General features: G+C 75.1%; 21 protein-coding genes. 6 read left to right on the top strand and 15 right to left on the bottom strand.

The features are described from left to right. Window positions 1-58 precede the first annotated feature (58 nt). The 5 genes from ACIWVC_RS28810 to sigE form a co-directional block, all read right to left on the bottom strand. A complete protein-coding gene (locus ACIWVC_RS28810; RefSeq protein ID WP_396452167.1) occupies window positions 59-421 on the bottom strand; it encodes a sec-independent translocase in 363 nt (120 codons plus the stop codon). Window positions 422-520: 99 nt separating this feature from the next. After that, entirely contained in the window at window positions 521-2,299 is a 1,779-nt protein-coding gene (locus ACIWVC_RS28805; RefSeq protein WP_396454811.1) for a trypsin-like peptidase domain-containing protein, read from the bottom strand. A gap of 102 nt (window positions 2,300-2,401) precedes the next feature. Beyond that, window positions 2,402-3,538 (bottom strand): sigma-E factor regulatory protein RseB domain-containing protein, encoded by a 1,137-nt coding sequence (locus tag ACIWVC_RS28800; RefSeq protein WP_396452164.1) that lies wholly within the window; start codon window positions 3,536-3,538, stop codon window positions 2,402-2,404. Continuing rightward, window positions 3,535-4,149: an anti-sigma factor family protein gene (locus ACIWVC_RS28795; RefSeq protein WP_396452162.1), complete on the bottom strand. Its 615-nt coding sequence runs from the start codon at window positions 4,147-4,149 to the stop codon at window positions 3,535-3,537. The genes ACIWVC_RS28800 and ACIWVC_RS28795 overlap by 4 nt, the downstream gene beginning before the upstream one ends. A gap of 68 nt (window positions 4,150-4,217) precedes the next feature. After that, window positions 4,218-4,961, bottom strand: a complete 744-nt coding sequence (gene sigE / locus ACIWVC_RS28790) for an RNA polymerase sigma factor SigE (protein WP_396454810.1) — start codon at window positions 4,959-4,961, stop codon at window positions 4,218-4,220. A gap of 191 nt (window positions 4,962-5,152) precedes the next feature. Here sigE and ACIWVC_RS28785 point away from each other — a divergent pair, with 191 nt between their 5' ends. Both ACIWVC_RS28785 and ACIWVC_RS28780 read left to right on the top strand, forming a co-directional pair. Then, complete coding sequence (locus ACIWVC_RS28785; protein WP_396452159.1) at window positions 5,153-5,812, top strand: O-methyltransferase; 660 nt, start codon at window positions 5,153-5,155, stop codon at window positions 5,810-5,812. 8 nt (window positions 5,813-5,820) lie between these two features. Next, window positions 5,821-6,426, top strand: a complete 606-nt coding sequence (locus tag ACIWVC_RS28780; protein ID WP_396452157.1) for a hypothetical protein — start codon at window positions 5,821-5,823, stop codon at window positions 6,424-6,426. 19 nt (window positions 6,427-6,445) lie between these two features. On the opposite strand, the gene ACIWVC_RS28775 is transcribed toward ACIWVC_RS28780, so the two are convergent. Both ACIWVC_RS28775 and ACIWVC_RS28770 read right to left on the bottom strand, forming a co-directional pair. Then, the gene (locus ACIWVC_RS28775) at window positions 6,446-7,915 is read right to left on the bottom strand and encodes a leucyl aminopeptidase (protein WP_396452156.1); all 1,470 of its coding nucleotides are present in this window, start codon (window positions 7,913-7,915) and stop codon (window positions 6,446-6,448) included. 151 nt (window positions 7,916-8,066) lie between these two features. Then, the gene (locus tag ACIWVC_RS28770) at window positions 8,067-8,234 is read right to left on the bottom strand and encodes a DUF3117 domain-containing protein (RefSeq protein WP_285698573.1); all 168 of its coding nucleotides are present in this window, start codon (window positions 8,232-8,234) and stop codon (window positions 8,067-8,069) included. Window positions 8,235-8,412: 178 nt separating this feature from the next. On the opposite strand from ACIWVC_RS28770, the gene ACIWVC_RS28765 reads away from it, so the two are divergent. The 3 genes from ACIWVC_RS28765 (at window position 8,413) to ACIWVC_RS28755 (ending at window position 12,675) form a co-directional block, all read left to right on the top strand. Then, the gene (locus tag ACIWVC_RS28765; RefSeq protein ID WP_396452154.1) at window positions 8,413-9,198 is read left to right on the top strand and encodes an enoyl-CoA hydratase-related protein; all 786 of its coding nucleotides are present in this window, start codon (window positions 8,413-8,415) and stop codon (window positions 9,196-9,198) included. 116 nt (window positions 9,199-9,314) lie between these two features. Continuing rightward, window positions 9,315-10,085, top strand: coding sequence for an ABC transporter ATP-binding protein (locus ACIWVC_RS28760; protein WP_396452152.1), 771 nt, complete (start codon window positions 9,315-9,317; stop codon window positions 10,083-10,085). A 4-nt stretch (window positions 10,086-10,089) separates the two neighbouring features. Continuing rightward, a complete protein-coding gene (locus tag ACIWVC_RS28755; protein ID WP_396454809.1) occupies window positions 10,090-12,675 on the top strand; it encodes an FtsX-like permease family protein in 2,586 nt (861 codons plus the stop codon). A gap of 26 nt (window positions 12,676-12,701) precedes the next feature. Here ACIWVC_RS28755 and ACIWVC_RS28750 read toward each other — a convergent pair whose 3' ends face one another. Genes ACIWVC_RS28750 through ACIWVC_RS28740 form a run of 3 tightly spaced genes read right to left on the bottom strand, consistent with a single transcriptional unit; the run spans window position 12,702 to window position 14,127 of the window. Continuing rightward, on the bottom strand, window positions 12,702-13,265 hold the full coding sequence (locus ACIWVC_RS28750) for a DNA-3-methyladenine glycosylase I (protein ID WP_396452148.1): 564 nt from the start codon (window positions 13,263-13,265) through the stop codon (window positions 12,702-12,704). A 14-nt stretch (window positions 13,266-13,279) separates the two neighbouring features. Beyond that, the gene (locus tag ACIWVC_RS28745) at window positions 13,280-13,708 is read right to left on the bottom strand and encodes an SRPBCC family protein (RefSeq protein ID WP_396454808.1); all 429 of its coding nucleotides are present in this window, start codon (window positions 13,706-13,708) and stop codon (window positions 13,280-13,282) included. Continuing rightward, window positions 13,705-14,127, bottom strand: coding sequence for a hypothetical protein (locus ACIWVC_RS28740; protein ID WP_396452145.1), 423 nt, complete (start codon window positions 14,125-14,127; stop codon window positions 13,705-13,707). Before ACIWVC_RS28740 ends, ACIWVC_RS28745 begins: the two co-directional genes overlap by 4 nt. A 66-nt stretch (window positions 14,128-14,193) precedes the next feature. Here ACIWVC_RS28740 and ACIWVC_RS28735 point away from each other — a divergent pair, with 66 nt between their 5' ends. Beyond that, on the top strand, window positions 14,194-14,511 hold the full coding sequence (locus ACIWVC_RS28735) for a hypothetical protein (protein WP_396454807.1): 318 nt from the start codon (window positions 14,194-14,196) through the stop codon (window positions 14,509-14,511). Here ACIWVC_RS28735 and ACIWVC_RS28730 read toward each other — a convergent pair. The 5 genes from ACIWVC_RS28730 to ACIWVC_RS28710 form a co-directional block, all read right to left on the bottom strand. Beyond that, window positions 14,508-15,824 (bottom strand): alkaline phosphatase PhoX, encoded by a 1,317-nt coding sequence (locus ACIWVC_RS28730; protein WP_396452526.1) that lies wholly within the window; start codon window positions 15,822-15,824, stop codon window positions 14,508-14,510. The two genes, ACIWVC_RS28735 and ACIWVC_RS28730, sit on opposite strands and share 4 nt — an antisense overlap. 105 nt (window positions 15,825-15,929) lie before the next feature. Further along, complete coding sequence (locus ACIWVC_RS28725) at window positions 15,930-17,411, bottom strand: CoA-acylating methylmalonate-semialdehyde dehydrogenase (RefSeq protein WP_396452528.1); 1,482 nt, start codon at window positions 17,409-17,411, stop codon at window positions 15,930-15,932. Window positions 17,412-17,422: 11 nt separating this feature from the next. Next, a complete protein-coding gene (iolD, locus tag ACIWVC_RS28720; RefSeq protein ID WP_396452530.1) occupies window positions 17,423-19,279 on the bottom strand; it encodes a 3D-(3,5/4)-trihydroxycyclohexane-1,2-dione acylhydrolase (decyclizing) in 1,857 nt (618 codons plus the stop codon). Further along, entirely contained in the window at window positions 19,276-20,184 is a 909-nt protein-coding gene (locus ACIWVC_RS28715; RefSeq protein WP_396452531.1) for an aldolase, read from the bottom strand. The genes iolD and ACIWVC_RS28715 overlap by 4 nt, the downstream gene beginning before the upstream one ends. After that, window positions 20,181-20,640 (bottom strand): PfkB family carbohydrate kinase (locus ACIWVC_RS28710; RefSeq protein WP_396454806.1); only part of this gene is annotated, 460 nt, incomplete at its 5' end. The genes ACIWVC_RS28710 and ACIWVC_RS28715, both read right to left, overlap by 4 nt.

Raw genomic sequence — 20,640 nt, 5'->3', positions numbered from 1 at the left:
GGAGCGAGGATCGCCTGCGTCGCTAACGGGGGTTCCAGGGGGTCGCCCCCCTGGGAAATTAAGTCGCCTCGTTGTCGAAGGGCGGGCGCTCGTCGGGGCCGAGGGCGCCGGCGCTGGTGGCGTAGGCGGGCTCGTCGTCGAAGAGGGCGGAGCCGTTCGTGCCCTTGGCGGACGGGTAGGTGTCGTCGTCCTCGAACAGGTGCTTGCGGACGAACGTCTTGGGGTTGAGGTCGTTCAGGTCGAAGTCCTTGAACTCCGGCCCGAGACCTTCCTGGAGGTCCGCCTTGGCGCTGTCGGCCATCTGCCGGAGCTGCCGCAGCATGCGTCCCGCCTGGCCGGCGACCTGCGGCAGCTTGTCGCCGAAGATGACCAGGGCGAGGACGACGAGCACCGCCATCTCACCGAGTCCGACGTCGAACAACCCGTCCTCCGAAAACCGTCAGGGGCCGGTCCGCGCGGACCGGCCCCCTCAGCGTATCCCGAGCCCGGACGAACCGGACCCCGCGGATCTCGGCGCCGGTCAGTCGGCGCCCAGCGTGACCTGGACCGTGCTCTCCTTGCCGTCGCGCTCGTAGGTGACCTTGATCTGGTCGCCGGGGGCGCGGCTGCGGATCTGCGCGATGAGGTCGGTGGCGTCCTCGATCGGCTTGTCGTCGATCTTGGTGATGACGTCGCCGGGCTTCAGCCCGGCCTTGTCCGCCGGGCCGCCCTTGACCACCGGGTCCTGCCCGTTGACGGGCGTCGACATGATCCGGGCGCCGCCGTCCTGGTAGCGCGGGTCGGGGAAGACGCCGAGCTTGGCCTGCCGGACGGTGCCGTTGCGGATGATCTCCTCGGCGACCCGCTTGCCCTGGTTGATCGGGATCGCGAAGCCGAGGCCGATGCTGCCGCTCTGCTGCTCGCCGCCGAGGGACTGGCCGCCGAGCGTCGCGATCGCGGTGTTGATGCCGATCACGCGGCCCTTCGCGTCGACCAGCGGGCCGCCGGAGTTGCCGGGGTTGATGGCCGCGTCGGTCTGGATCGCGTTGAGGTAGGACGCGTCGCCGCCGCCCTCGCCCTGGGTGGGCACGGCGCGGTTCAGCGAGCTGACGATGCCGGTGGTGACCGAGCCCTGCAGGCCCAGCGGCGAGCCGATCGCGATCACCGGGTCGCCCACGGCGATCTTGCTGGAGTCGCCGAGCGGCAGCGGCGGCAGCGAGTGCCGGCCCTCCGGCCTGAGGACGGCGACGTCGGAGCTCGGGTCGGCGCCCTTGACGGTCGCGGGCAGCGTCTTCTTGTCGTTGAAGACGATCTGGATCTGCCCGCCGCCGGAGCCGGCGACGACGTGGTTGTTGGTGATGACGTAGCCGCCGTTGACGATGAAGCCGGTGCCGCCGACCTCGCCCTGCGCGGACTGCACGCGGATCATCACGACGCTGGGCAGCACCCGCTGCGCCACGCCGGCGACGGAGTCGGGCGGGCGGCTCTGCACCTTGGTGTCGCTGCCGTTGCCGCCGCCGAGGCTGACCGCGCCGCCGTCGTCGTCGCCGTTGGTGGCGATGACGCCGATCCCGGCGCCGAGCGCGCCCGCGACGAGCGCGACGATCAGCGCGACGACCGCGAGGAGCCCGAGGCCCGGGCCGCCGCGCGAGGACGACGGCATCGCCGGCACCGGCGCCCAGTTCGGCCCGGTGCCGCCGGGCGGCATCCCGTAGCCGGCCATGGGGCGCGGTCCCGGGCCGCCGGGCGGGGGGCCGCCGAGCGGCGCGGGCGGCGGCGCGAGCGGCGGCTGGGCGCCCGGGGGCGGCGGGCCCTGGTGCGACTGGTGCGGCCAGCCGCCGTGCGGGCCGCCCTGCGCGGCGCGCGGGTCCTGGTTGTGCGGGACGAAGCCGGGCCGCGGGCGGTCGTCGTCGGCGGGCTTGTCCAGCGCGACGGGCGGCGGAGGCTGCGGCATGTCGCGCGGCGGGACGTCCTGCAGCGGCACCTCCTGCGGCCCCATGCCGGGGGCGGCGCCGCGCGAGAGGACGTCCTCGCTGGTGTCGGGCGGGTTCCCGAGCGAGTCCGGCGGCGCGAACCCGCCGGCCACCAGGCGGTCGCCCTCGTGGCCGGGCTCGTGGTCGGGTTCGGGGTCGTCCGACGGCCGCGGGGCGCCGGTCTCCGCCGCCGGCTCAGGGTCGTCCGCCGGCTGCGCCGGCGGGATCTCCTGGTCGGTCACCGTCTCGGGGGGAGCCGCCGCCTCCTGCCGTCCGGGCTCCTGTCCGGAGGCGACCTCGTCGTCCTCCGAGGGCGCCCTGACCGGCCCGCGGTTGTCTTCCGTCATCCCCATCTCTCCTACCGAGCATGGTCCTCGTCATCCGTGCTCATGCTGCCCCGAAAGGCATGTGGCGAGCATAAGACCTGAATTCAATACGCTCATCCCGGGTCAGTCGAACGGATTCGCCGACGAGGCCAGGCGCCGCGCGCCCCGGGAGACGCGCGTCCAGAACGTGTCGGCGGGGCCGTGCGGCATGCTCACCGCGACCGCGTCCGCGGTGCTCTGCGGGGCGTCGGTCAGCACGGTGTACACGTAGCCCTTCCCGGCGGACACGGCCCAGCGGCGCAGCCCCTCGCGCCGGAAGACCGTCCGGCCGCGGCGGAAGGTCTTCTGCCAGCCGGCCATGCCGCGCTCGTCGAGCCGGCCGCGCTGCACGAACACCGAGACGGCGGCGAGGCCGTCGGAGTAGCTGAGGTGGACGGTGCCGCCGCCGTTCTCGCGGCGCACGTCGTAGAGGGTGAGGCGGCCGGGCAGGTCCGGCGGGACGGGCCAGCCGCGGTCGCGCAGCCCGTCGATGGCGGCGCGGTCCAGCCGCTCGCCCCACGCGCTCGCGCCGGACGCGGCGCCGGTGCCCGCGGCCGGCTCGCCGACGCCGGCCCCGGGGAAGCGCAGCAGCCCGCCCCGGGGCCGGCCGAGCACGGGGTTCTCCGCCGGCGGCATGGTGAAGCTGATCTCGCTGAACCCGGTGACGACCACGGGGCGGCCGGTGGCGTCGATCAGCTCGCGGTGCAGCATCAGCCCGGTCTCGCGGTCGATCCAGAAGCGCCCGGCGGGGCTGCCGTCCGGCCGGCGGGCCTCGACGACGCGCGCCGCGCGGCCGCAGACGACGGAGTCCCCGGCGCGCACCACCGAGTAGTTGCGGGTGAGCAGGGCGAGGGTGTCGCGGGTGAAGCCGGTGGTGTCCCCGGCGGCGGACTCGGGCCGGTACCCGGCGCCGCTCGTCCCGGACCGGTAGCGGATGCCCTCGCCGGGCCGGTGGGTCACGCTGACGCGGGACGTGGCGGACCGGTCGCGGTTCCACGTGGTGAGGAAGCGGCGCCCCTGGTACGGGACGCGCTGCGCGGCGTCGGCGGCGGCGCGCAGCAGCCCGACCGCGCCGGGGTCGCTGCGGACGCGGCGGACGGCGGCGGGGTCGCCGGACAGCAGCCCGGCGACCGCGAGCGCTCCCACGATCCCGCAGGCCAGGACGGCGTACCGCCGGCTCCGCCGGCCGCCCGCAAGGCCGCTCGCGGTCGGTGCGGTCACGGCCCCGGCGAGACCTGTACCTGGTAGACCGGGTCGGTCAGCGGGTCGGTGAGCGGCGCGTCCCCGGAGGTCAGCGCGTGCTCCACGGCGAACCGGTCGAAGGCGGGCGTGACGGTGGGCGCCTCCTGCCGCCCGCCGGCGGCGTAGGAGGCGGTGCCGAGGCCGATGACGAGCGTGGCGGCGCCGACGACGAGGGCGCGGCGGCGCGGATGGGCGTGCACGGCGGCGCGCCCGGCGGGGCGGTTGTCGCGCGGGCGCGCGGCGGGAGCGTTCCGCACCGGGCGGGCCGATGATCGCAGCGGCCGGGCGGGGCGGTGCGGCGGCGGGGCCGGGGGCGGCCCGGGCGGGACGTCGGCGGGCGCGGGCGCCTCGGGGGCGCCGGCGGGCAGCGAGCGCAGCCGGGTCAGGAAGTCGGGGGTGGGCAGGTCGTCGGTGCCGTCGGCGGCGGGAAGCTCGGACAGGCCCCGCAGCCGCCCCTTGAGGAGGCGCAGCTCGGCGACCTCGGCCCGGCACTGAGCGCATCCCGCGAGATGGGCGAGTACGCGGTCGCGCTCCTCGTGCCCCAGCTCATCGTCGACCAGAGCGGTCAGACGCTCCCCCAGACAACTCACGCCGCCTCCGTCGATTCCAATTCTCGGTCGGGCGCGCGGTCCCGCCCCGCGCGCGTCCATGTACGGCTCTACGCGCCGCCCGGCTGCGGCAGCGCGCCGCCCGCCGCGCGCAGGCCCCCCGCCGGCGCCGCGGCCTCGCCGCCGGCCGCGGCGTCGCGCGCCTCGGCCGCCTGGTACTCGTTCCTGGTGCCGGGTCGGCGCCGGGTCGGCGCGCGGTGCTCCAGCGCGGCGCGCAGCTGCGCCCGCCCCCGGTGGATGCGGCTGCGCACGGTGCCGAGCTTCACCCCGAGCGTCGCGGAGATCTCCTCGTAGGACAGCCCCTCGATGTCGCACAGCACGACGGCCGCGCGGTACTCGGGCGCGAGCGCGTCGAGGGCGGCCTGGACGTCGGCGTCGAAGTTGGTGTCGTCGAACGCCTGCGCCGGGGTCGGCTCGCGGCCCTGGAGGCGCTCGGCGGCGTCGTCGGCGAGGCCCTCGAAGCGGATGCGCTGGCGGCGCCGCGCCATGTCGAGGAACAGGTTCGTGGTGATGCGGTGCAGCCAGCCCTCGAACGTTCCGGGCGTGTAGTTCGACAGCGATCGGAACACGCGGACGAAGACCTCCTGGGTGAGGTCCTCGGCGTCGTGCTGGTTACCGGTCAGCCGGTAGGCGAGCCGGTAGACGCGCGCGGAGTGCTCGCGCACGACCTCGTCCCAGGACGGCGGCGCCCACTCCGCCTCGGGTGCGTTCTCGCGGGTGCGAGCGGCGTTCCCCAGCCCCTGCCGGGCGCCGACCCCCACAGCGCTTCTGAAACTCAGTGCTGCGACTCCCATGGTGCCGGGCTGTTCCTCTCTCGTGAGCCAAGGTCTCGCCTTGGAACGGCACGGTCTCGCCTGGGCTGGGGCGGTTCGTGAACCAACGCTGTCTCTGGCCTGCTGTGTGCGTACTCCCGCTTTCACTCCATACAACGCGCTGAAACGCCGGACGGTTCCCTGTCAACGATATGGTCTTTCCAGCATGAGGCATGCGGGGGTCCCGCGAGGAGGCAGCCATCGACGCCATTCAGGCCACCCGGGCCTATGTGGAGGATTACCTCCCCGAAGACGAGGCGCTGCTCGCCGCCAGGCGGCGCGGCCAGGAGGTCGGCGCGACCCCGATCGGCCCCGCCGGCGGTGCGGCGCTGCGCTTCCTCGCGACCCTGATCGGCGCCCGGACGGTGGTGGAAGTCGGCTCCGGGTGCGGCGTGTCCGGCGTGTGGCTGATGCGCGGCATGCCGAAGGACGCGGTGCTGACGAGCGTGGACATCGAGCCCGAGAACCAGCGGCTGGCCAAGCTCGCCTACCGGGAGGCGGGGCTGTCCGGCTTCCGCACCCGGATGATCAGCGGGCCGGCGCTGGAGGTGCTGCCGCGGCTCACCGACGGCGCCTACGACATGGTGTTCTGCGACGCCGACAAGCGGGAGTACCCCGAGTACCTGACGGACGCGCTGCGGCTGCTGCGTCCCGGCGGCGTGGTCGCGTTCGACAACGCGCTGTGGCACGACCGGGTCGCCGACCCCGCGCACCGCGACCCGGACACCGAGGCGATCCGCGAGGTGCACCGGATGATCCGGGACGACGACCGGCTCGTCCCGCTGCTGATCCCGGTCGGCGACGGGCTGCTGTGCGCCGTCAAGCGCGCCTGAGCGAGCCGATGGAGACGGCCGGGACGCGCGAGCCGTTCGCGGTGCGGAACCGGGTGACCTGGCGCGGGGTCTGGCAGGCGGTGGCGTTCCTCATCCTGTTCCTGGCGTCCGTGGGGTTCATCACGAGCGGCGTGGTGCGCGGCGCCGGTGTGGGGAGCGTCACGTTCATGGTGCTCGGGGTCGCGGGGCTCGTCCTGTTCGGGGCGGGCCTGCTGCTGTCGGCGGGCGGGATGCTGGCGCGCCGCCCCGTCCTGGTGCTGGACGGCGACGGGGTGCGCCGCCCGGCGCGCTGGCCGCTGCCGCGCTCGTCGGGGCGCACGCTGCCGTGGGACGAGGTGGCCGGGATCGCGGCGCTGCGCCGCGGGATGGCCGGCACCCGGCGCGGCGAGCAGGACTACCTGGTGTTCCTGCCGGCCCCGGAGCTGGCGGAGATGGCGCGGACGGCGGAGCGGCCGCGGCTGGTGGCGCTGACGATGCGGGACGTCCCGTCCACGGCGGCGGCCGTCCCGTGGTGCTTCGCGGTGGAGCCGGGCTGGGACGCGACGCTCCCGGAGATCGTCAAGGAGGCCCGGCGGCGCCGCGGCGTCCCGGTGATCGACCGCCGCACGAAGTGACCGCCGGGCGGCCGGGCGGTCAGGCGGCCAGCCAGTCCAGCAGCAGCCGGACGCCGAAGCCGGTCGCGCCGCGGGTGAGCTCGGCGTCGGCGGAGGCCGCGCGGCCCGGCCCGGCGATGTCGAGGTGCGCCCAGGGGCGGCCGCCGGTGAACTCGCGCAGGAACAGCGCCGCCGTGATGGAGCCGGCGCCGTAGCCGCCGCGCCCGATGTTGGCGACGTCGGCGACGTCGGAGTCGATCGCGGCGCGGTAGTCGCCGGTGAGCGGGAGCCGCCACACCGGCTCGCCGGCCGCCGCGCCGGCGCGGGTGAGCGCGTCGGCGAGGGCGTCGTCGGTGGCGAACAGCGCCGCGTGCCGCAGGCCGAGCGCGACCTTCGCGGCGCCGGTGAGGGTGGCGACGTCGACGATCGCGTCGGGGGCGAGCTCGGCGTCGGCGTAGGCCAGCGCGTCGGCGAGGACGAGCCGCCCCTCGGCGTCGGTGTTCAGCACCTCCGAGGTCGTCCCGCCGAAGTGGCCGATCACGTCGCCGGGGCGCATCGACGACCCGGACGGCATGTTCTCCGCCGCCGCGACCAGGCCGGTGACGCGGGCGCGGACGCCGAGGCCGCGCAGCGCGCTCATGGCGGCGATGACCGCGGCGCCGCCGGCCATGTCGGTCTTCATCGTCTTCATGCCCTCGTTGGGCTTCAGCGACAGGCCGCCGCTGTCGAAGGTGATGCCCTTGCCGACCAGCACGACGTGCCGGCCGGCCTGCTCGTCCGGCTCGTCCGGCCGGTAGGAGAGCTCGATGAGGCGGGGCGGGCGCGCGGATCCGCCGCCGACGGCGAGCAGCCCGCCGAAACCGCCCTCGGCCAGCTCCTTCTCGCCGCGCACCCGGACGTCGAGGCCCGCCTCGGCGGCGACCTGCTCGGCCCTGGCGGCGAGCCAGGACGGGTCCTTCTCGGCGGAGGGGGTGTTGGCGAGATCACGGGCGAGCGCGGTGGCCCGCGCCCGCGCGGTGCCCCGCTCGATGGCCGGGGCGGCGGCCTCCGGCCCGGCCTCGGTCAGCACGGCGAGGGCGCCGAGCGCCTTCTTGGCGGGCGCGGCGCCGATCTTGAACTCGTAGGACGCGAGCAGCGCGCCCTCGACGAACGCGGCGAGATCGCCGTCGGGGACGCCCGCGACGAGCGCCGTCCGGCCCCTGCCGCGGCGGGCCAGCGCGGCGCCGGCCCTGCGCAGGTCGGCCGGGGCCGCGTCGCCCACCCCGTACAGCAGCAGCTCGCGGATCCGGTCGCCGACGCGGACCTGGGTCGCGGTGATCTCCCCCGGCTCCCCCTTGGCCTCGTGCAGCTCCAGCAGCTCGTCCAGCGTGAAGGGCAGCCCGGCGGCGGCCTCCGCCGCGGGCGCGACGGGGCCGGTGCGGACGGGGACCGCCATCGCCTCCGCCCCCAGGTCGGCCGCGGTCTGCGACACGGTGCCGGCGGCGCCGTGGACGCGGGTCTCGATGGGCATGCCGATGATCCCCCCAGGTAGGAGCCGGTGCGGGCGCCGTGCGCGCACCGCGCGCGCGGTGCCGCCGCGCGCGTGAAGGACGTGCGGAAATGGCAAGGGCCCCGGCGGCGTCGCCGGGACCGTCACCAACAGGCCGGGAGCGGTGGAGCCGTCAGCCCACGACGTCCTTGAGCGCGTCGCCGAGCTCCTTGGCCTCGTCGGCGGAGAGTTCGACCACGAGGCGGCCGCCGCCTTCGAGGGGAACCCGCATGACGATCCCGCGCCCCTCCTTGGTCACTTCGAGCGGACCGTCTCCCGTCCGCGGCTTCATCGCCGCCATGCGTGCATCCCCTTCCTGCGTAGGGCCGCGGCCTCGCACACCCTTGGCCGCGTGGCCGCGTGTCGCATCCGCGTCATCAGTAGTGGTCCATTATCTCGTCTTCCGGGCGCGAAGTGGTAACGATCAGCCTCCAGATCGGAAGATGGGAGGATCTGCGGGCGAAACGAGGAGGACGACGATGTCTGAGACCGTGCTGTACGACGTGACCGACGGTGTGGGGACGATCACACTGAACCGCCCGGACGGGATGAACTCGCTGACCGCCGAGATGAAGGAGCTGCTGCGCGCGACGGTGGTGCGCGCCGCCGCCGATCCGGCCGCCCGCGCGGTGATCCTGACCGGTGCGGGCCGGGCCTTCTGCGCGGGCCAGGACCTGCGGGAGCACGCCGCCAACCTCGCCGCCGGGAAGGGCCTGGACGGCACCGTCCGCGGGCACTACAACCCGACCGTGCTGGCCCTCGCCGGGATGCGGAAGCCGGTGGTCGCGGCGGTGAACGGCGTGGCGGCGGGGGCGGGCGCGTCGCTGGCGTTCGCCTGCGACCTGATCGTCGCGTCCGACAGGGCCCGGTTCGCGACGGCGTTCACCGGGATCGGGCTCGCGCCCGACAGCGGCATGTCGTGGACGCTGCAGCGCCTCGTCGGCCGCGCGAAGGCCGCGGAGCTGCTGCTGCTCGGCGAGCCGGTGAAGGCCGAGCGGGCGCTGGAGCTGGGCCTGGTGAACCGGGTCGTCCCGGCCGACGAGCTGGCCCCGGCCGCGGTGGAGCTGGCGCGGCGGCTCGCGGCCGGCCCGACGGTCTCCTACGGCGCGGTGAAGGCGGCGCTCGACCACGCGGCGACGCACGACCTGGCGTCCGCGCTGGAGCGGGAGGCCGAGCTGCAGGACGAGTGCGCCGAGACCAGCGACCACAAGAACGCGACCGAGGCGTTCCTGAAGAAGCAGGAGCCGGTGTTCGAAGGCCGCTGACGGCGGCCGCGCGGCGGGGCCGGCGGCAGGGGCAGCGGTAGGCCGGTGGTGGGGCTTCCCCCCGTAGCGGCCGGGGAGTCTGCGCCAATGCGGCCGGGTGGGCGCCGGCGGTTTGCTTGAGGCATGACCCAGACAACCGCCGCACCCCCGCCGGGCAGGTCCACGACCACGCCGCCGTCGCCCGCGGCGTCGTCAAGTCCTACGGGACGGGCGAGCATGCGGTGACCGCGCTGCGCGGCGTCTCGGCGGCGTTCCCGCGCGGCCGGTTCACCGCGATCATGGGGCCGTCCGGGTCCGGGAAGTCGACGTTCCTGCACTGCATGGCCGGGCTGGACACCGTCTCGTCCGGGTCGGTGCTGATCGGCGGCGTCGACATCACCGGGCTGTCCCGGACCCGGCTGACGAAGCTGCGCCGCGACCGGCTCGGGTTCGTGTTCCAGTCGTTCAACCTGCTGCCGATGCTGACGGCGGAGGAGAACATCCGGCTGACCGGGCGGCTCGGGAACCGGCGCGCCGACCGGCAGTGGTTCGACACGATCGTGGACGCGCTGGGGCTGCGGGAGCGGCTGTCGCACCGGCCGAGCGAGCTGTCCGGCGGGCAGCAGCAGCGGGTCGCGGTGGCGCGGGCGCTGCTGACCCGGCCGGAGGTGCTGTTCGCCGACGAGCCGACCGGCAACCTCGACTCCCGGTCCGGCGCCGAGGTGCTGGGGTTCCTGCGCCGCGCGGTGGACGCCTACGGCCAGACCGTGATCATGGTGACGCACGACCCGGGCGCCGCGGCGCACGCCGACCGGGTGCTGTTCCTCGCCGACGGCATGATCGTGCACGAGCTGCTCTCCCCCGCCATCGACCAGGTGCACGCCGTGATGCGCCGGATGGAGGGCTGACGCCGTGTGGCTCATCGCGCGCCGCTCGTTCGCCGAGGGCTGGATGCGGCTGGCGGCCACGCTGCTCGCGGCGGTGTTCTCGATCGGGCTGATCGCGGGCTCGCTGCAGTTCACGCTGCGGGCGCAGGAGGCCGTGTCGGGCAGCGACGCCAGCGAGTACTCCCGCGCCGACGTGCTCGTCCAGGGCGGCTCGGTCGACGCCGACGACCCCTACGCGGCCCCGGACGGCCAGGTGGCGCTGGGGTCGGTGGCGGGGCGGCCGGGGGTCGCGGCGGTCGCCGGGGACGCGATGGTCCCGGTCTCCGCGAACGGCTCCGACGGCAAGCTCGTCCTGCCCCCGGCCGGGGCGGGGACCACGCTGCGGCCGTGGCCCTCCGACGCCCGGCTGAACCCCTACCGCCTGGAGTCGGGGCGCGCCCCGGCGGCCGACGACGAGGTCGCGGTCACCCGGCACGTGGCGCGGGCCGGGAAGCTGGACGTCGGCGACCCGCTGAGGGTCACGCTGCCGAAGCAGAACCGCACCCTCAAGATCGTCGGGATCGTCACGGTGCAGGGGCACAGCGCCGTCGCGAGCGGCGATCTGCTGCTGGCGGCGCCCGCGACCGTCCAGCGGGCCGCGGGCCTGCCCGGCGGGACGTGGCAGAGCGTGTGGGTGAAGGCGGCGCCGGGCGTCCAGGCGCGGCGGCTCCGCGCCGACCTGGCCCGCGACCTCGGCCAGGACGTCACCGTCCGCACCGCCGCCGGCGTGCGGAACGCCCAGTCGGCCGACCTGGAGGGCGCCGGGGCCTCGATCGGCGGGGCCATCGGGACGCTCTCGTCCGTGGCGGTGTTCGTCGGGCTGTTCGTCGTCGCCAACACGTTCGGCACGCTCGTCCGGCAGCGGACCCGGCGGCTGGCGCTGCTCAGCGCGATCGGCGCGACGCCCCGGCAGATCAAGCGGCTGATCCGGTGGGAGGCCCTCGCCCTCGGCGCCGTGGCCTCGGCCGGCGGCGTGCTGCTCGGCTACCCGGTGTCGGGGCTGCTCACCCGGCTGTTCGCCGAGGACGGCTTCGACATCTCCGCCGCCGACGCGCAGTTCGGCTGGATCGCGCTCGCCGCGCCCGCCGCGGCCGGGATCCTCGTCACCCAGCTCGCCGCGTGGCGGGCCGCGCGCCGCGCCGCGCGCATCTCGCCGATGCAGGCGCTGCGGGCCGCGAGCGCCGACACGCCGGGCCGCCGCGGGCCGCGCCTGCTGGGCGCGTTCGCGGTCTTCGCCTGCGCGTGGATCTTCTTCGGCGGCGTCTTCGGGATCAGGCACGAGGAGCCGCCCGGCCCCGACCGCACCGTCGGCGTCTGCGTGATGATCCTCATGGGCTGCATGACGACGGCGGCCGCGCTCGCCGTCCTCGCCCCGTTCTTCGTCGGCCCGCTCGGCGGCCTGGTCGGGCGCGTCGGGACGGCCGTCAGCGGCGAGGCGGGCCGGCTGGCCCGCGCCACCATCACCCGCAGCCCGCGCCGGGTGTCGTCGGCCGCCTCGTCGCTCATGCTCGGCGTCGCGCTGGTCGGCGCGACCGCGCTGACCGTCCTGTCGGTGGACGCGCGGTTCGACGCGACCGGGAACCGGGTGATGCTCGCCGAGCACGCGGTCACCGCGACCGGGACGACCTCGAACGGACCGGCGCCGCTCCCCCGCGACGCGGCGGCGAAGGCCGCCGCGGTGCCCGGCGTGTCCGCCGCGGCGGCGCTCACGGTGTCGGACATCAAGCTCGTCGATCCCCCGCCCGGGCGCCCGTCGCCGGAGGAGCCCCCGGAGCCGGTCTACCTGACCGTGACGGGCGCCGACCAGGCGACGCTGCCGTCCGTCCTCAAGCTGGGCGGGCACCTGCCCCGCCTCCGCGACGGCGAGATCGCCCTCACGTCCACGATCATGAAGGGGCAGAAGATCAAGAAGGGTCAGCGGATCGTGGTCCGCGGCGCCCAGGGCCGGATCCCGCTCAGGGTCGCGGCCGCCTACCACGACCCGTCCCACCTGTTCGCCGACCAGGCGGTCGTCTCGTCCGCGACCATGGACCGCCTGGACCCGGACGCGTCGACCCAGGTCGTCCTCGTCCGGGGCGGCTCCGAGCAGGCCCTCTCCCACGCGTTCGCCGGCACTCCGGGCGTCAAGGTGCTCGACGAGTCGGCCTATGTGAAGACGGCGGCCGGTGCGATGACGAAGGGCATGCGGGTCATCTACGGCTTCATCGGCATGGCGCTCGTCCTCGCCCTCTTCGGGATGGCGACCACCGTGTCGATGAGCGTCGCCGAACGCACCCGCGAGTTCGGCCTGCTCGGCGCGGTCGGCGCGACGATGACGCAGATCAAGTCGATCGTCCGCTGGGAGGCCGCCACCGTCGTCCTGCTGGGCAGCCTCCTGGGCATCGGCACCGCCCTGGGCACCGTCTACCTGATGCACGTCGCGACGGGCAGCTCGGTCCTGTCCCCGAACCCGCCCTGGTGGCTGTTCCCGGCGGTCATCGCCGGCGCCGCGACCGTCACCCTCGCGACCTCCGCCCTCCCGTCCCGCCGCGCCGCCGCCGTCCCCATCCTCGAAGCCACCAAGGCCGAGTGACGGCGGGCGGTCGGCGGGCCGGGCGATCAGCGGAAGGCGCAGTCGGTGAGGTGGTCGTTCACCAGGCCGCAGGCCTGCATGAGGGCGTAGGCCGTGGTGGGGCCGACGAAGCGGAAGCCGTGCCTCTTCAGCTCCTTGGACAGGGCCTTCGAGGCGTCGGTGTAGGCGGGGACGTCGGCCGTGTCGGCGTAGGCCGGGGAGTCGGGGTCGGCGTAGCGCCAGGCGGTCGCGGCGAGGCCGCCGGGGAGGTCGAGGGCGGCGCGGGCGTTGGCGATCGCCGCCTCGATCTTCGCCCGGTTCCGGACGATGGCGGCGTCGGCCATCAGGCGCTCGACGTCGCCGGCGCCGAACGCGGCGACCTTCTCGGGGTCGAAGCCGTGGAAGGCGGCGCGGAAGCTCTCGCGCTTGCGCAGGATCGTCAGCCAGGAGAGCCCCGACTGGAACGCCTCCAGGCAGAGCTTCTCGTAGATCCCCAGGTCGTCGCGGACGGGACGGCCCCACTCGTCGTCGTGGTAGGCGATGTAGTCGGGCGTCGACATGCCCCACGGGCAGCGCCTCAGACCGTCCTCACCCAGAATCGCGGTGCTCACCCGGCCGTTCTACCTCATGCCTCCGACAGAGCGGCGAGGCGGCGCAGGCCGAGGGTCAGGAACGCCTTCACCACCGGGCCCGCGACCAGCCAGCCGGCGCGGCCCAGGACGCCCAGCGGCAGGTCGATGCGCTCCGCCCAGACGACGCGGCTGCCGTCCCCCTCGGGGACGACCTTGAACCACGCCTCGCCGCGCACCAGGCGGCCGGTGTGCCGGACGGCGACGCGGCGGCCGTCCCGCCAGTCGGTGATGATCATGGTGTCGAGGAAGCCGACCGGGCCGATGCCCGTCCGGGCGCGGAGTTCGTCGCCGACCTTGTCGCCGCCTTCCGCGCTGGTGAACGGCATCCACTCGGCGTGGCGCGGCCAGTCGGTCAGCACGTCGAAGACGCGCTCGGCCGGGGCGCCGGACACGGCCTCCGCGTGCACGGCGACCCGGCTCACCGGTGCTCCTCGTTGCGGGCGGGCTCGTCCTCGACGGGCACGGTCTCCTTGCGGAGCAGCACGCCGTCGCCGGGCTCGTCCAGGCCGTGCAGCGCGCCGATCGCCGGCTCCCCGGCGCGGCCGCGGAGCTCGTGCAGCTGGCGTTCGAGGTCGGCCACGCGGGCGTCGCGCTCGCGCAGGGCGGCGGTCAGGCGGCTGACGGCCTCGTCCGTCACCTGCATCTGGTAGCCCCAGATCGTCGCGGGGAGGCGGAGCCTCGTCCCGTCCGGCCCCAGGACGGGACGGCCCTCGGCGTCCACCTGGAGCCGGGGGTAGTCCGGATGGGTCTCGGCCAGCTCGCCGCCCCGGCCCATGGCGAGGACGACGACGGCGCCCAGCACGGCCACGCCGGCCAGGACGAGCACCACGGTCACCATCATGCTCCGATCTTCCCGCGTCCCCCTGAAGGACGATCCCCGGACTCCGATCGTGCCACGCTTGGCGGCATGGGCATGCAAGAGCGGATGGTCCTTCCACCGGACGCGCCGGTTCCGGACGGCGCCGTGGACGCGGGCACGGCGCCCCCGGCGAGCCGGGTGGAGCGGCTCGCCGCCTCCGGGGGCGCCGTGCTCGTCACGCTGGAGACGGACGCGCGGGAGCCCGATCCCGGGCTGCTCGCCGCGGCGTCCGTCTACGCGTGGCTGGGAGTGACGTACTTCCGTGTGCCGGACTCGCAGGCGGACGGGATGCGCCAGGTGCTCGACATGGTGGCGTCCATCCAGGGCACCCGGCCGCCCACCGTCGCCCGCCGGGGGCTCGCCTAACCCCTGAGCCGGTGCCAGGGGCCGGTGATGGCGAACGTGGCGCCCGGATCGGACTGGCGGTTGGCGAACAGGATGCGTCCGTCCGGGGAGAACGTGACGCCGGTGAACTCGCTGCCGTTGAGGGCGTTGCGGGCCATCGCGAACGGCCTGTTCTTGCGGGTGGTGCCGACGAGGTACTGCTCGCCGTCGCCGTCCTCGGCCAGGATCACGCCGCCCCCGTACGGGGACACGGTGATGTTGTCGGGGCCGTCGAACCGGCCGCCCGGCTTGAAGATCAGCTGCAGCTCGATCTCGTTGCGGCGCGGGTCGTAGGTCCAGACCTGCCCGGCGTGGTCGCGGGCGGCGCCGTCGCCGGAGTGGGAGAAGCTCGCGACGAAGTACGCCTTGCCGTGCCCCCACCAGGCGCCTTCGAGCTTCTGGCTGCGGGTGATCGTGTCGAACTGCTTGCGGACGGACGTCTGCTTCGCGGACGGGTCCGGGACGTCCAGCCACTGGACGCGCAGCCGCGTGCCCGGCTCGGTGACGAGCGACAGGTCCGGGACGCCGCGCACGTTCATCGCCTCCAGCTTCCCGCCCCGCAGGTAGGCGTGGTAGCCGCCGCGGTGCGCGCGGGGGCGGAACCGGTAGAACAGCCCGAACGGCCCGGACGCGTCCTCGGTGAGGTAGGCGGTGAGCGTGTGCGGGTCGACGGCGACGGCCTCGTGCGAGAAGCGGCCGAGGCCGGTCAGCGGGACGGGCTCGGTGCGCCGGCCGTGCGGGTCGACCTCGAACACCCAGCCGTGGGTCTTGGTCTCGCCCTTGACGCCCTCGGTCTCCTCGCAGGTCAGCCAGGTCCCCCACGGGGTGCGGCCGCCGGCGCAGTTGACCGCCGTCCCGGCGAGGCTGACGTACTGCGACAGCAGGTTGCCGCGGCTGTCGACCTCCAGCGTGGTGGTGCCGCCGTTGACGGCCGGGTCGTAGGTCAGCTCGGCGGGCGCGACGGCGCGGGTGCCGTTGGTGCCCTGCTCGTGGTTGCGGACGAGCCGGGTCCGGCCGTGCCTGCTGCCGGGGAAGGTGGCCATCCCGTCGTGGTGCCCCGGGACGACGACGCCGTCGGAGATGGGGTCGCCTTCCACCGACAGCTGCTTGTACGAGAAGCCCTTGGGCAGGTCCAGGACGCCCTTGGGGTCGGGGACGAGCGGGCCGTAGCCGTACGCCTCCCCGGTGTCGGCGCCCGCGGAGGTCTGGAAGATTCCCTCCAGGCTTCCGGCGAGGGCGATGGACAGCGCGCCGGCCGCGCCGCCCTTGACGACTCCGCGACGGGTCACGGACATGGGCACTCCTTCACGTGGGGGGATCACGCAGGAGGCTGGCCGCCGTCCCTGAACCGGCGGTGAACGATCATGGGCCGGACGGGAAAACCCCAGGACAATCTTGGGTCAGCGGGCCGTGGGGAAGGCCATCGCGGGCGCCTCTCCGGCCATGGCGGGCTCCGGCCAGCGGGACGTGACGGCCTTCGCGCGCGTGTAGAACCGGACGCCCTCGGGCCCGTGGACGTGGGTGTCGCCGAACAGCGACGCCTTCCATCCGCCGAACGAGTAGAACGCCATCGGCACCGGGATGGGCACGTTCACCCCGATCATGCCGACGTGCACGGACCGCTGGTACCGCCGCGCCGCCGCGCCGGACGAGGTGAAGATCGCCGTCCCGTTGCCGTAGGGGTTGGCGTTGACCAGCGCGATCGCCTCGTCGAGGGTCTCGGCGCGCAGCACCACCAGGACCGGGCCGAAGATCTCCTGCTCGTAGGCGGGCATGTCGGTGGTGACGCCGTCGAGCAGGCAGGGGCCGACGAAGAAGCCGGGGCCGGGGCGGCCGCGTCCGTCCACGACGAGCTTGGCGCCCGCCCGCGCCGCCGCCTCGACGTGCCCGCTGACGCGCTCCCGCGCGGCCTCGCTGATCAGCGGGCCCATCTCGCTGGACGGGTCGGCGCCCGGCCCGACCTTGATCGCGCGGGCCCGGTCGGCGAGCCGGTCGATGAGCGGGTCGGCGGCGTCCCCGACGGCGACCGCCACCGAGATCGCCATGCAGCGCTGCCCGGCGGACCCGTACGCCGCCGCGGTGATCTGGTCGGCGGCGAGGTCGAGGTCGGCGTCCGGCATGACGACCGCGTGGTTCTTGGCGCCGCCGAGGGCCTGCACCCGCTTGCCGGCGGTGCTCGCCGCCTCGTGGACGTGCCGGGCGACGGGCGTGGACCCGACGAACGACACCGCCGCCACGCCCGGGTGCGTGATCAGCGCGTCGGCGGTCTCGGCGTCGCCGTGCAGGACGTTGAACACCCCGTCCGGCAGGCCGGCCTCGGCGTACAGCTCGGCGACCAGGTTCGACGCGGACGGGACGCGCTCGCTCGGCTTCAACACGAACGCGTTCCCGCACGCGATCGCGATCGGGTGCATCCACAGCGGCACCATCACCGGGAAGTTGAACGGGACGACGCCCGCGCACACGCCGAGCGGCTGCCGGAACGAGAACGCGTCGACGTCCGACGACACCTGGTCGGAGTACTCGCCCTTGAGCGTCTGCGGGATGCCGCAGGCGAACTCGACGACCTCCCGGCCGCGGACGACCTCGCCGCGCGCGTCGTCCAGGACCTTCCCGTGCTCGGCGGTGACCAGCCGGGCCAGCTCGTCCTCGTGCTTCTCCAGCAGGTCGCGCAGCGCGAACATGATGCGGGCGCGCCGGGTCAGCGACACGTCCCGCCACGACTCGAAGGCGCGTGCGGCGGCGCCGACGGCGGCGTCCACCTCGGCGCGGCGGCCGAGGACGACCTCGGCGGTCTGCTGGCCGGTCGCGGGGTCGTGGACGGGCGCCGCGGCGCTCCCGCCGACCGGGACACCGCCGATCCGGTGCTGAATCGAGCGCATGGGGGTTCCTCTCACAGGTAGCGGCGCTGGGTCTTCTTGTCGTCGTCGTAGCGGGCGCGGGCCTGCGCGGTGGACGCCAGCGCCGACACCTCCGCGACGGGCACGTCCCACCAGGCCCCGCTGTCCGGGGCGGGGGCGAGCGGGTCGGTCTCCACGTGGACGACGGTGGTGCGCGGGGAGCCGACGGCCTTGCGCAGCGCGTCGCGGAACCCGTCGGCGCCCTCAGCGCGGAGCACGTCCGCGCCGAGGCTGGCGGCGTTCGCGGCGAGGTCGACGGGCAGGGTGCCGCCGTCCAGGCCGGTGTCGGTCCGGGCGCGGTAGCGGGTGCCGAACCGCTCCGCGCCGACGCTCTCGGACAGGTTCCCGATGGACGCGTAGCCGTGGTTCTGGACGAGGACGACGATGAGCTTGACGCCCTCGGCGACGGCCGTGGCCAGCTCCTGCGCCATCATCAGGTACGAGCCGTCGCCGACCATGACGAAGACCTCGCGGTCGGGCGCGGCCATCTTCACGCCGAGGCCGCCGGCGATCTCGTAGCCCATGCAGGAGTAGCCGTACTCGACGTGGTAGCCCTTGGGGTCGCGGGTCCGCCACAGCTTGTGCAGGTCGCCGGGCATGGACCCGGCCGCGCACACCACCACGTCCCGCGGCCCCGACACCTCGTTGACGACGCCGATGACCTCCGCCTGCGCGGGCAGCCCGTCCCGCCGCTCCGCGAAGGCCGCGTCGACGACGGCGTTCCACCGCCCGACCAGCTCCCGCCCCCGCTCGCGATACGCGTCCGGGACGGAGTGGCCGTCGAGCGCCGCGCCGAGCGCTCGGAGCGCCTCCCTGGCGTCGGCGACGACGGCCGTGCCGGCGAGCTTGGCGGCGTCGGGGCGCGCTACGTTGACGTTGACGAAGCGGACGGCGGGGTCGGCGAACAGGCTGTGGGACGCCGTGGTGAAGTCGCTGTAGCGGGTCCCGATGCCCAGCACCACGTCGGCCTCACGGGCGAGCGCGTTCGCGGCCGTCGTACCCGTCGCGCCGATCGCGCCGACCGAGCATTCGTGGTCCCAGGGCAGCGAGCCCTTGCCCGCCTGCGTTTCGGCCACCGGGATGCCGGTGTGCTCGGCGAAGGCACGCAGGTCGTCGGTGGCCCGGGAGTAGATGACACCGCCGCCCGCGATGATGAGCGGGCGTTCGGCGCTCCGCAGGATTTCGGCGGCCTCCTCCAGCGCGGCCGGTTCGGGGACGGGGCGCGGGATGCGCCAGACGCGCCGGGCGAACAGCTCGTCCGGCCAGTCGAACGCCTCCGCCTGGACGTCCTGCGGCAGGGCCAGCGTGACGGCCCCGGTCTCGGCCGGGTCGGTAAGGACGCGCATGGCCGCCAGCAGCGCGCTCGGCAGCTGCTCGGGACGGTTGACGCGGTCCCAGTACTTCGACACGGGCTTGAAGCAGTCGTTGACCGACACGTCGTAGGAGCGGGCGTCCTCCAGCTCCTGCAGCACCGGGTTGGCTGCGCGGGTGGCGAAGATGTCGCCCGGCAGCAGCAGCACCGGCAGCCGGTTGACGGTCGCCAGCGCCGCGCCGGTCACCATGTTGGTCGCGCCCGGCCCGATCGACGTCGTGCACGCGAACGTCGACAGCCGGTCGGTCATCCGCGCGTAGCCCGACGCCGCATGCACCATCGCCTGCTCGTTGCGCGACATGTAGTAGGGCAGGCCGTCGGCGTGCTCCAGCAGCGCCTGGCCCAGGCCGGCGACGTTGCCGTGCCCGAAGATCCCGAAGCAGCCGGCGAAGAACCGCCGCTCCTCGCCGTCCCGCTCGCTGTACTGCGCGGCCAGGAAGCGGACGACCGCCTGCGCCACCGTCAGTCTCGTGCTCACATGACCTCCACTGCTGCGTCCACGGCTCCGGCCACATCGCCGTCGGCAGGGTAAAGAAGGGAGCGGCCGACGACCAGGCCCCGGACGGTCGGCAGCCGCATCGCGCGGCGCCAGCCGTCGCGGGCGGCGCGCGGGTCGTCGGCGACCTCGCCGCCGAGCAGCAGGGCGGGCAGGGTCGAGGCGGCCATCACGCGTTCCATGTCCGGGACGACCGGGACCTTCAGCCAGGTCCGCGCGGAGGTCGTGCCCAGCGCGGACGCGATCGAGATCGCGCGGATCATCGCCTCCGGGGTGAGGTCGTTGCGGACCCGGCCGTCCACCCGGCGGGAGATGAACGGCTCCACCATGGCCATCAGGCCGTGCCCGGCGAGCTCCGACACCGCGCGGGCGCAGCCCTCCAGCGTGCGCGGGGTCGCCGGGTCGGCGTCGTCGACGCGCAGCAGGACCTTGCCGCCGTCGAGGCGGGACGCGGCGATCGCGTCGGCGCTGTAGGCGGTGAAGCGGTCGTCGATCTCGAAGGACGCGCCGGCGAGGCCGCCCCGGTTCATCGAGCCGATCACGATCCGGTCGTCGAGGGCGCCGAGGAGCAGCAGGTCCTCCACGACGTCCGGGGTGGCGAGGACGCCGTCCACGCCGGGGCGCTCCAGCGCCGTGCACAGCCGGTCGAGGAGCTCGCCGCGGTCGGCCATGGCGAGCGGGTCGCCGCCGGCGGCGAGCGCGCCGCGCGCCGGGTGGTCGGCGGCGATCAGCATGAGCCGCCCGGTCGGGCCGAGCAGGGACGGGCGGCGGGTGCGGCGGGCGGCGGCCTCGGCGATGGACTGGGGGCGGACGGCGCGCGTCTCGGCGAGCGCCGCGATCCGCCCGGCCCGCGACGGCCCGGGCGGGGTCTCGGTGTCGAGGGTCACGGCGTCACCGCCGGCTCCGCCATCTCGGCGGGGGTGGGCATGGCGGCCGAGCAGGCGAGCCGGGACGCGACGATCGCGCCGGCCCGGTTGGCGAACCCGATCACGCGCGGGAGGTCCCATCCGGCGAGCAGCCCGTGGCAGAGGGCGCCGCCGAACGCGTCGCCGGCGCCGAGGCCGTTGACGACCTCGACCGGCACCGGCGGCGCCTCGGCGGTCCGGCCGTCGGCGGCGACCGCGAGGACGCCGTCCGGTCCGCGCTTGACGACGGCGAGGCGGACGCCCCGGTCGAGCAGCGCGCGGGCGGCCTTCACCGGGTCGCTCTCCCCCACCGCGACCTCGCACTCGGCGAGGTTGCCGACGGCGACCGTGGCGTGTTCGAGCGCCTCGCCCGCCCAGCGGCCCGCCTCGTCCGGGGACTCCCAGAACATGGGCCGGTAGTCCAGGTCGAGGACGGTG

The organism is Actinomadura sp. (genome assembly GCF_044508335.1).
Taxonomy (GTDB): domain Bacteria; phylum Actinomycetota; class Actinomycetes; order Streptosporangiales; family Streptosporangiaceae; genus Spirillospora.
This window is presented reverse-complemented; position numbering and strand designations above follow the sequence as displayed.

What these genes read in the sequence shown, in the direction of transcription:
- ACIWVC_RS28805 (WP_396454811.1), bottom strand. Translation starts at nt 2,299, where the DNA reads ATGACGGAAGACAACCGCGGGCCGGTCAGGGCGCCCTCGGAGGACGAC.
- sigE (WP_396454810.1), bottom strand. Translation starts at nt 4,961, where the DNA reads ATGGGAGTCGCAGCACTGAGTTTCAGAAGCGCTGTGGGGGTCGGCGCC.
- ACIWVC_RS28735 (WP_396454807.1), top strand. Translation starts at nt 14,194, where the DNA reads ATGGGCATGCAAGAGCGGATGGTCCTTCCACCGGACGCGCCGGTTCCG.
- ACIWVC_RS28780 (WP_396452157.1), top strand. Translation starts at nt 5,821, where the DNA reads ATGGAGACGGCCGGGACGCGCGAGCCGTTCGCGGTGCGGAACCGGGTG.
- ACIWVC_RS28730 (WP_396452526.1), bottom strand. Translation starts at nt 15,824, where the DNA reads ATGTCCGTGACCCGTCGCGGAGTCGTCAAGGGCGGCGCGGCCGGCGCG.
- ACIWVC_RS28725 (WP_396452528.1), bottom strand. Translation starts at nt 17,411, where the DNA reads ATGCGCTCGATTCAGCACCGGATCGGCGGTGTCCCGGTCGGCGGGAGC.
- ACIWVC_RS28740 (WP_396452145.1), bottom strand. Translation starts at nt 14,127, where the DNA reads ATGATGGTGACCGTGGTGCTCGTCCTGGCCGGCGTGGCCGTGCTGGGC.
- ACIWVC_RS28785 (WP_396452159.1), top strand. Translation starts at nt 5,153, where the DNA reads ATGCGGGGGTCCCGCGAGGAGGCAGCCATCGACGCCATTCAGGCCACC.
- ACIWVC_RS28775 (WP_396452156.1), bottom strand. Translation starts at nt 7,915, where the DNA reads ATGCCCATCGAGACCCGCGTCCACGGCGCCGCCGGCACCGTGTCGCAG.
- ACIWVC_RS28770 (WP_285698573.1), bottom strand. Translation starts at nt 8,234, where the DNA reads ATGGCGGCGATGAAGCCGCGGACGGGAGACGGTCCGCTCGAAGTGACC.
- ACIWVC_RS28765 (WP_396452154.1), top strand. Translation starts at nt 8,413, where the DNA reads ATGTCTGAGACCGTGCTGTACGACGTGACCGACGGTGTGGGGACGATC.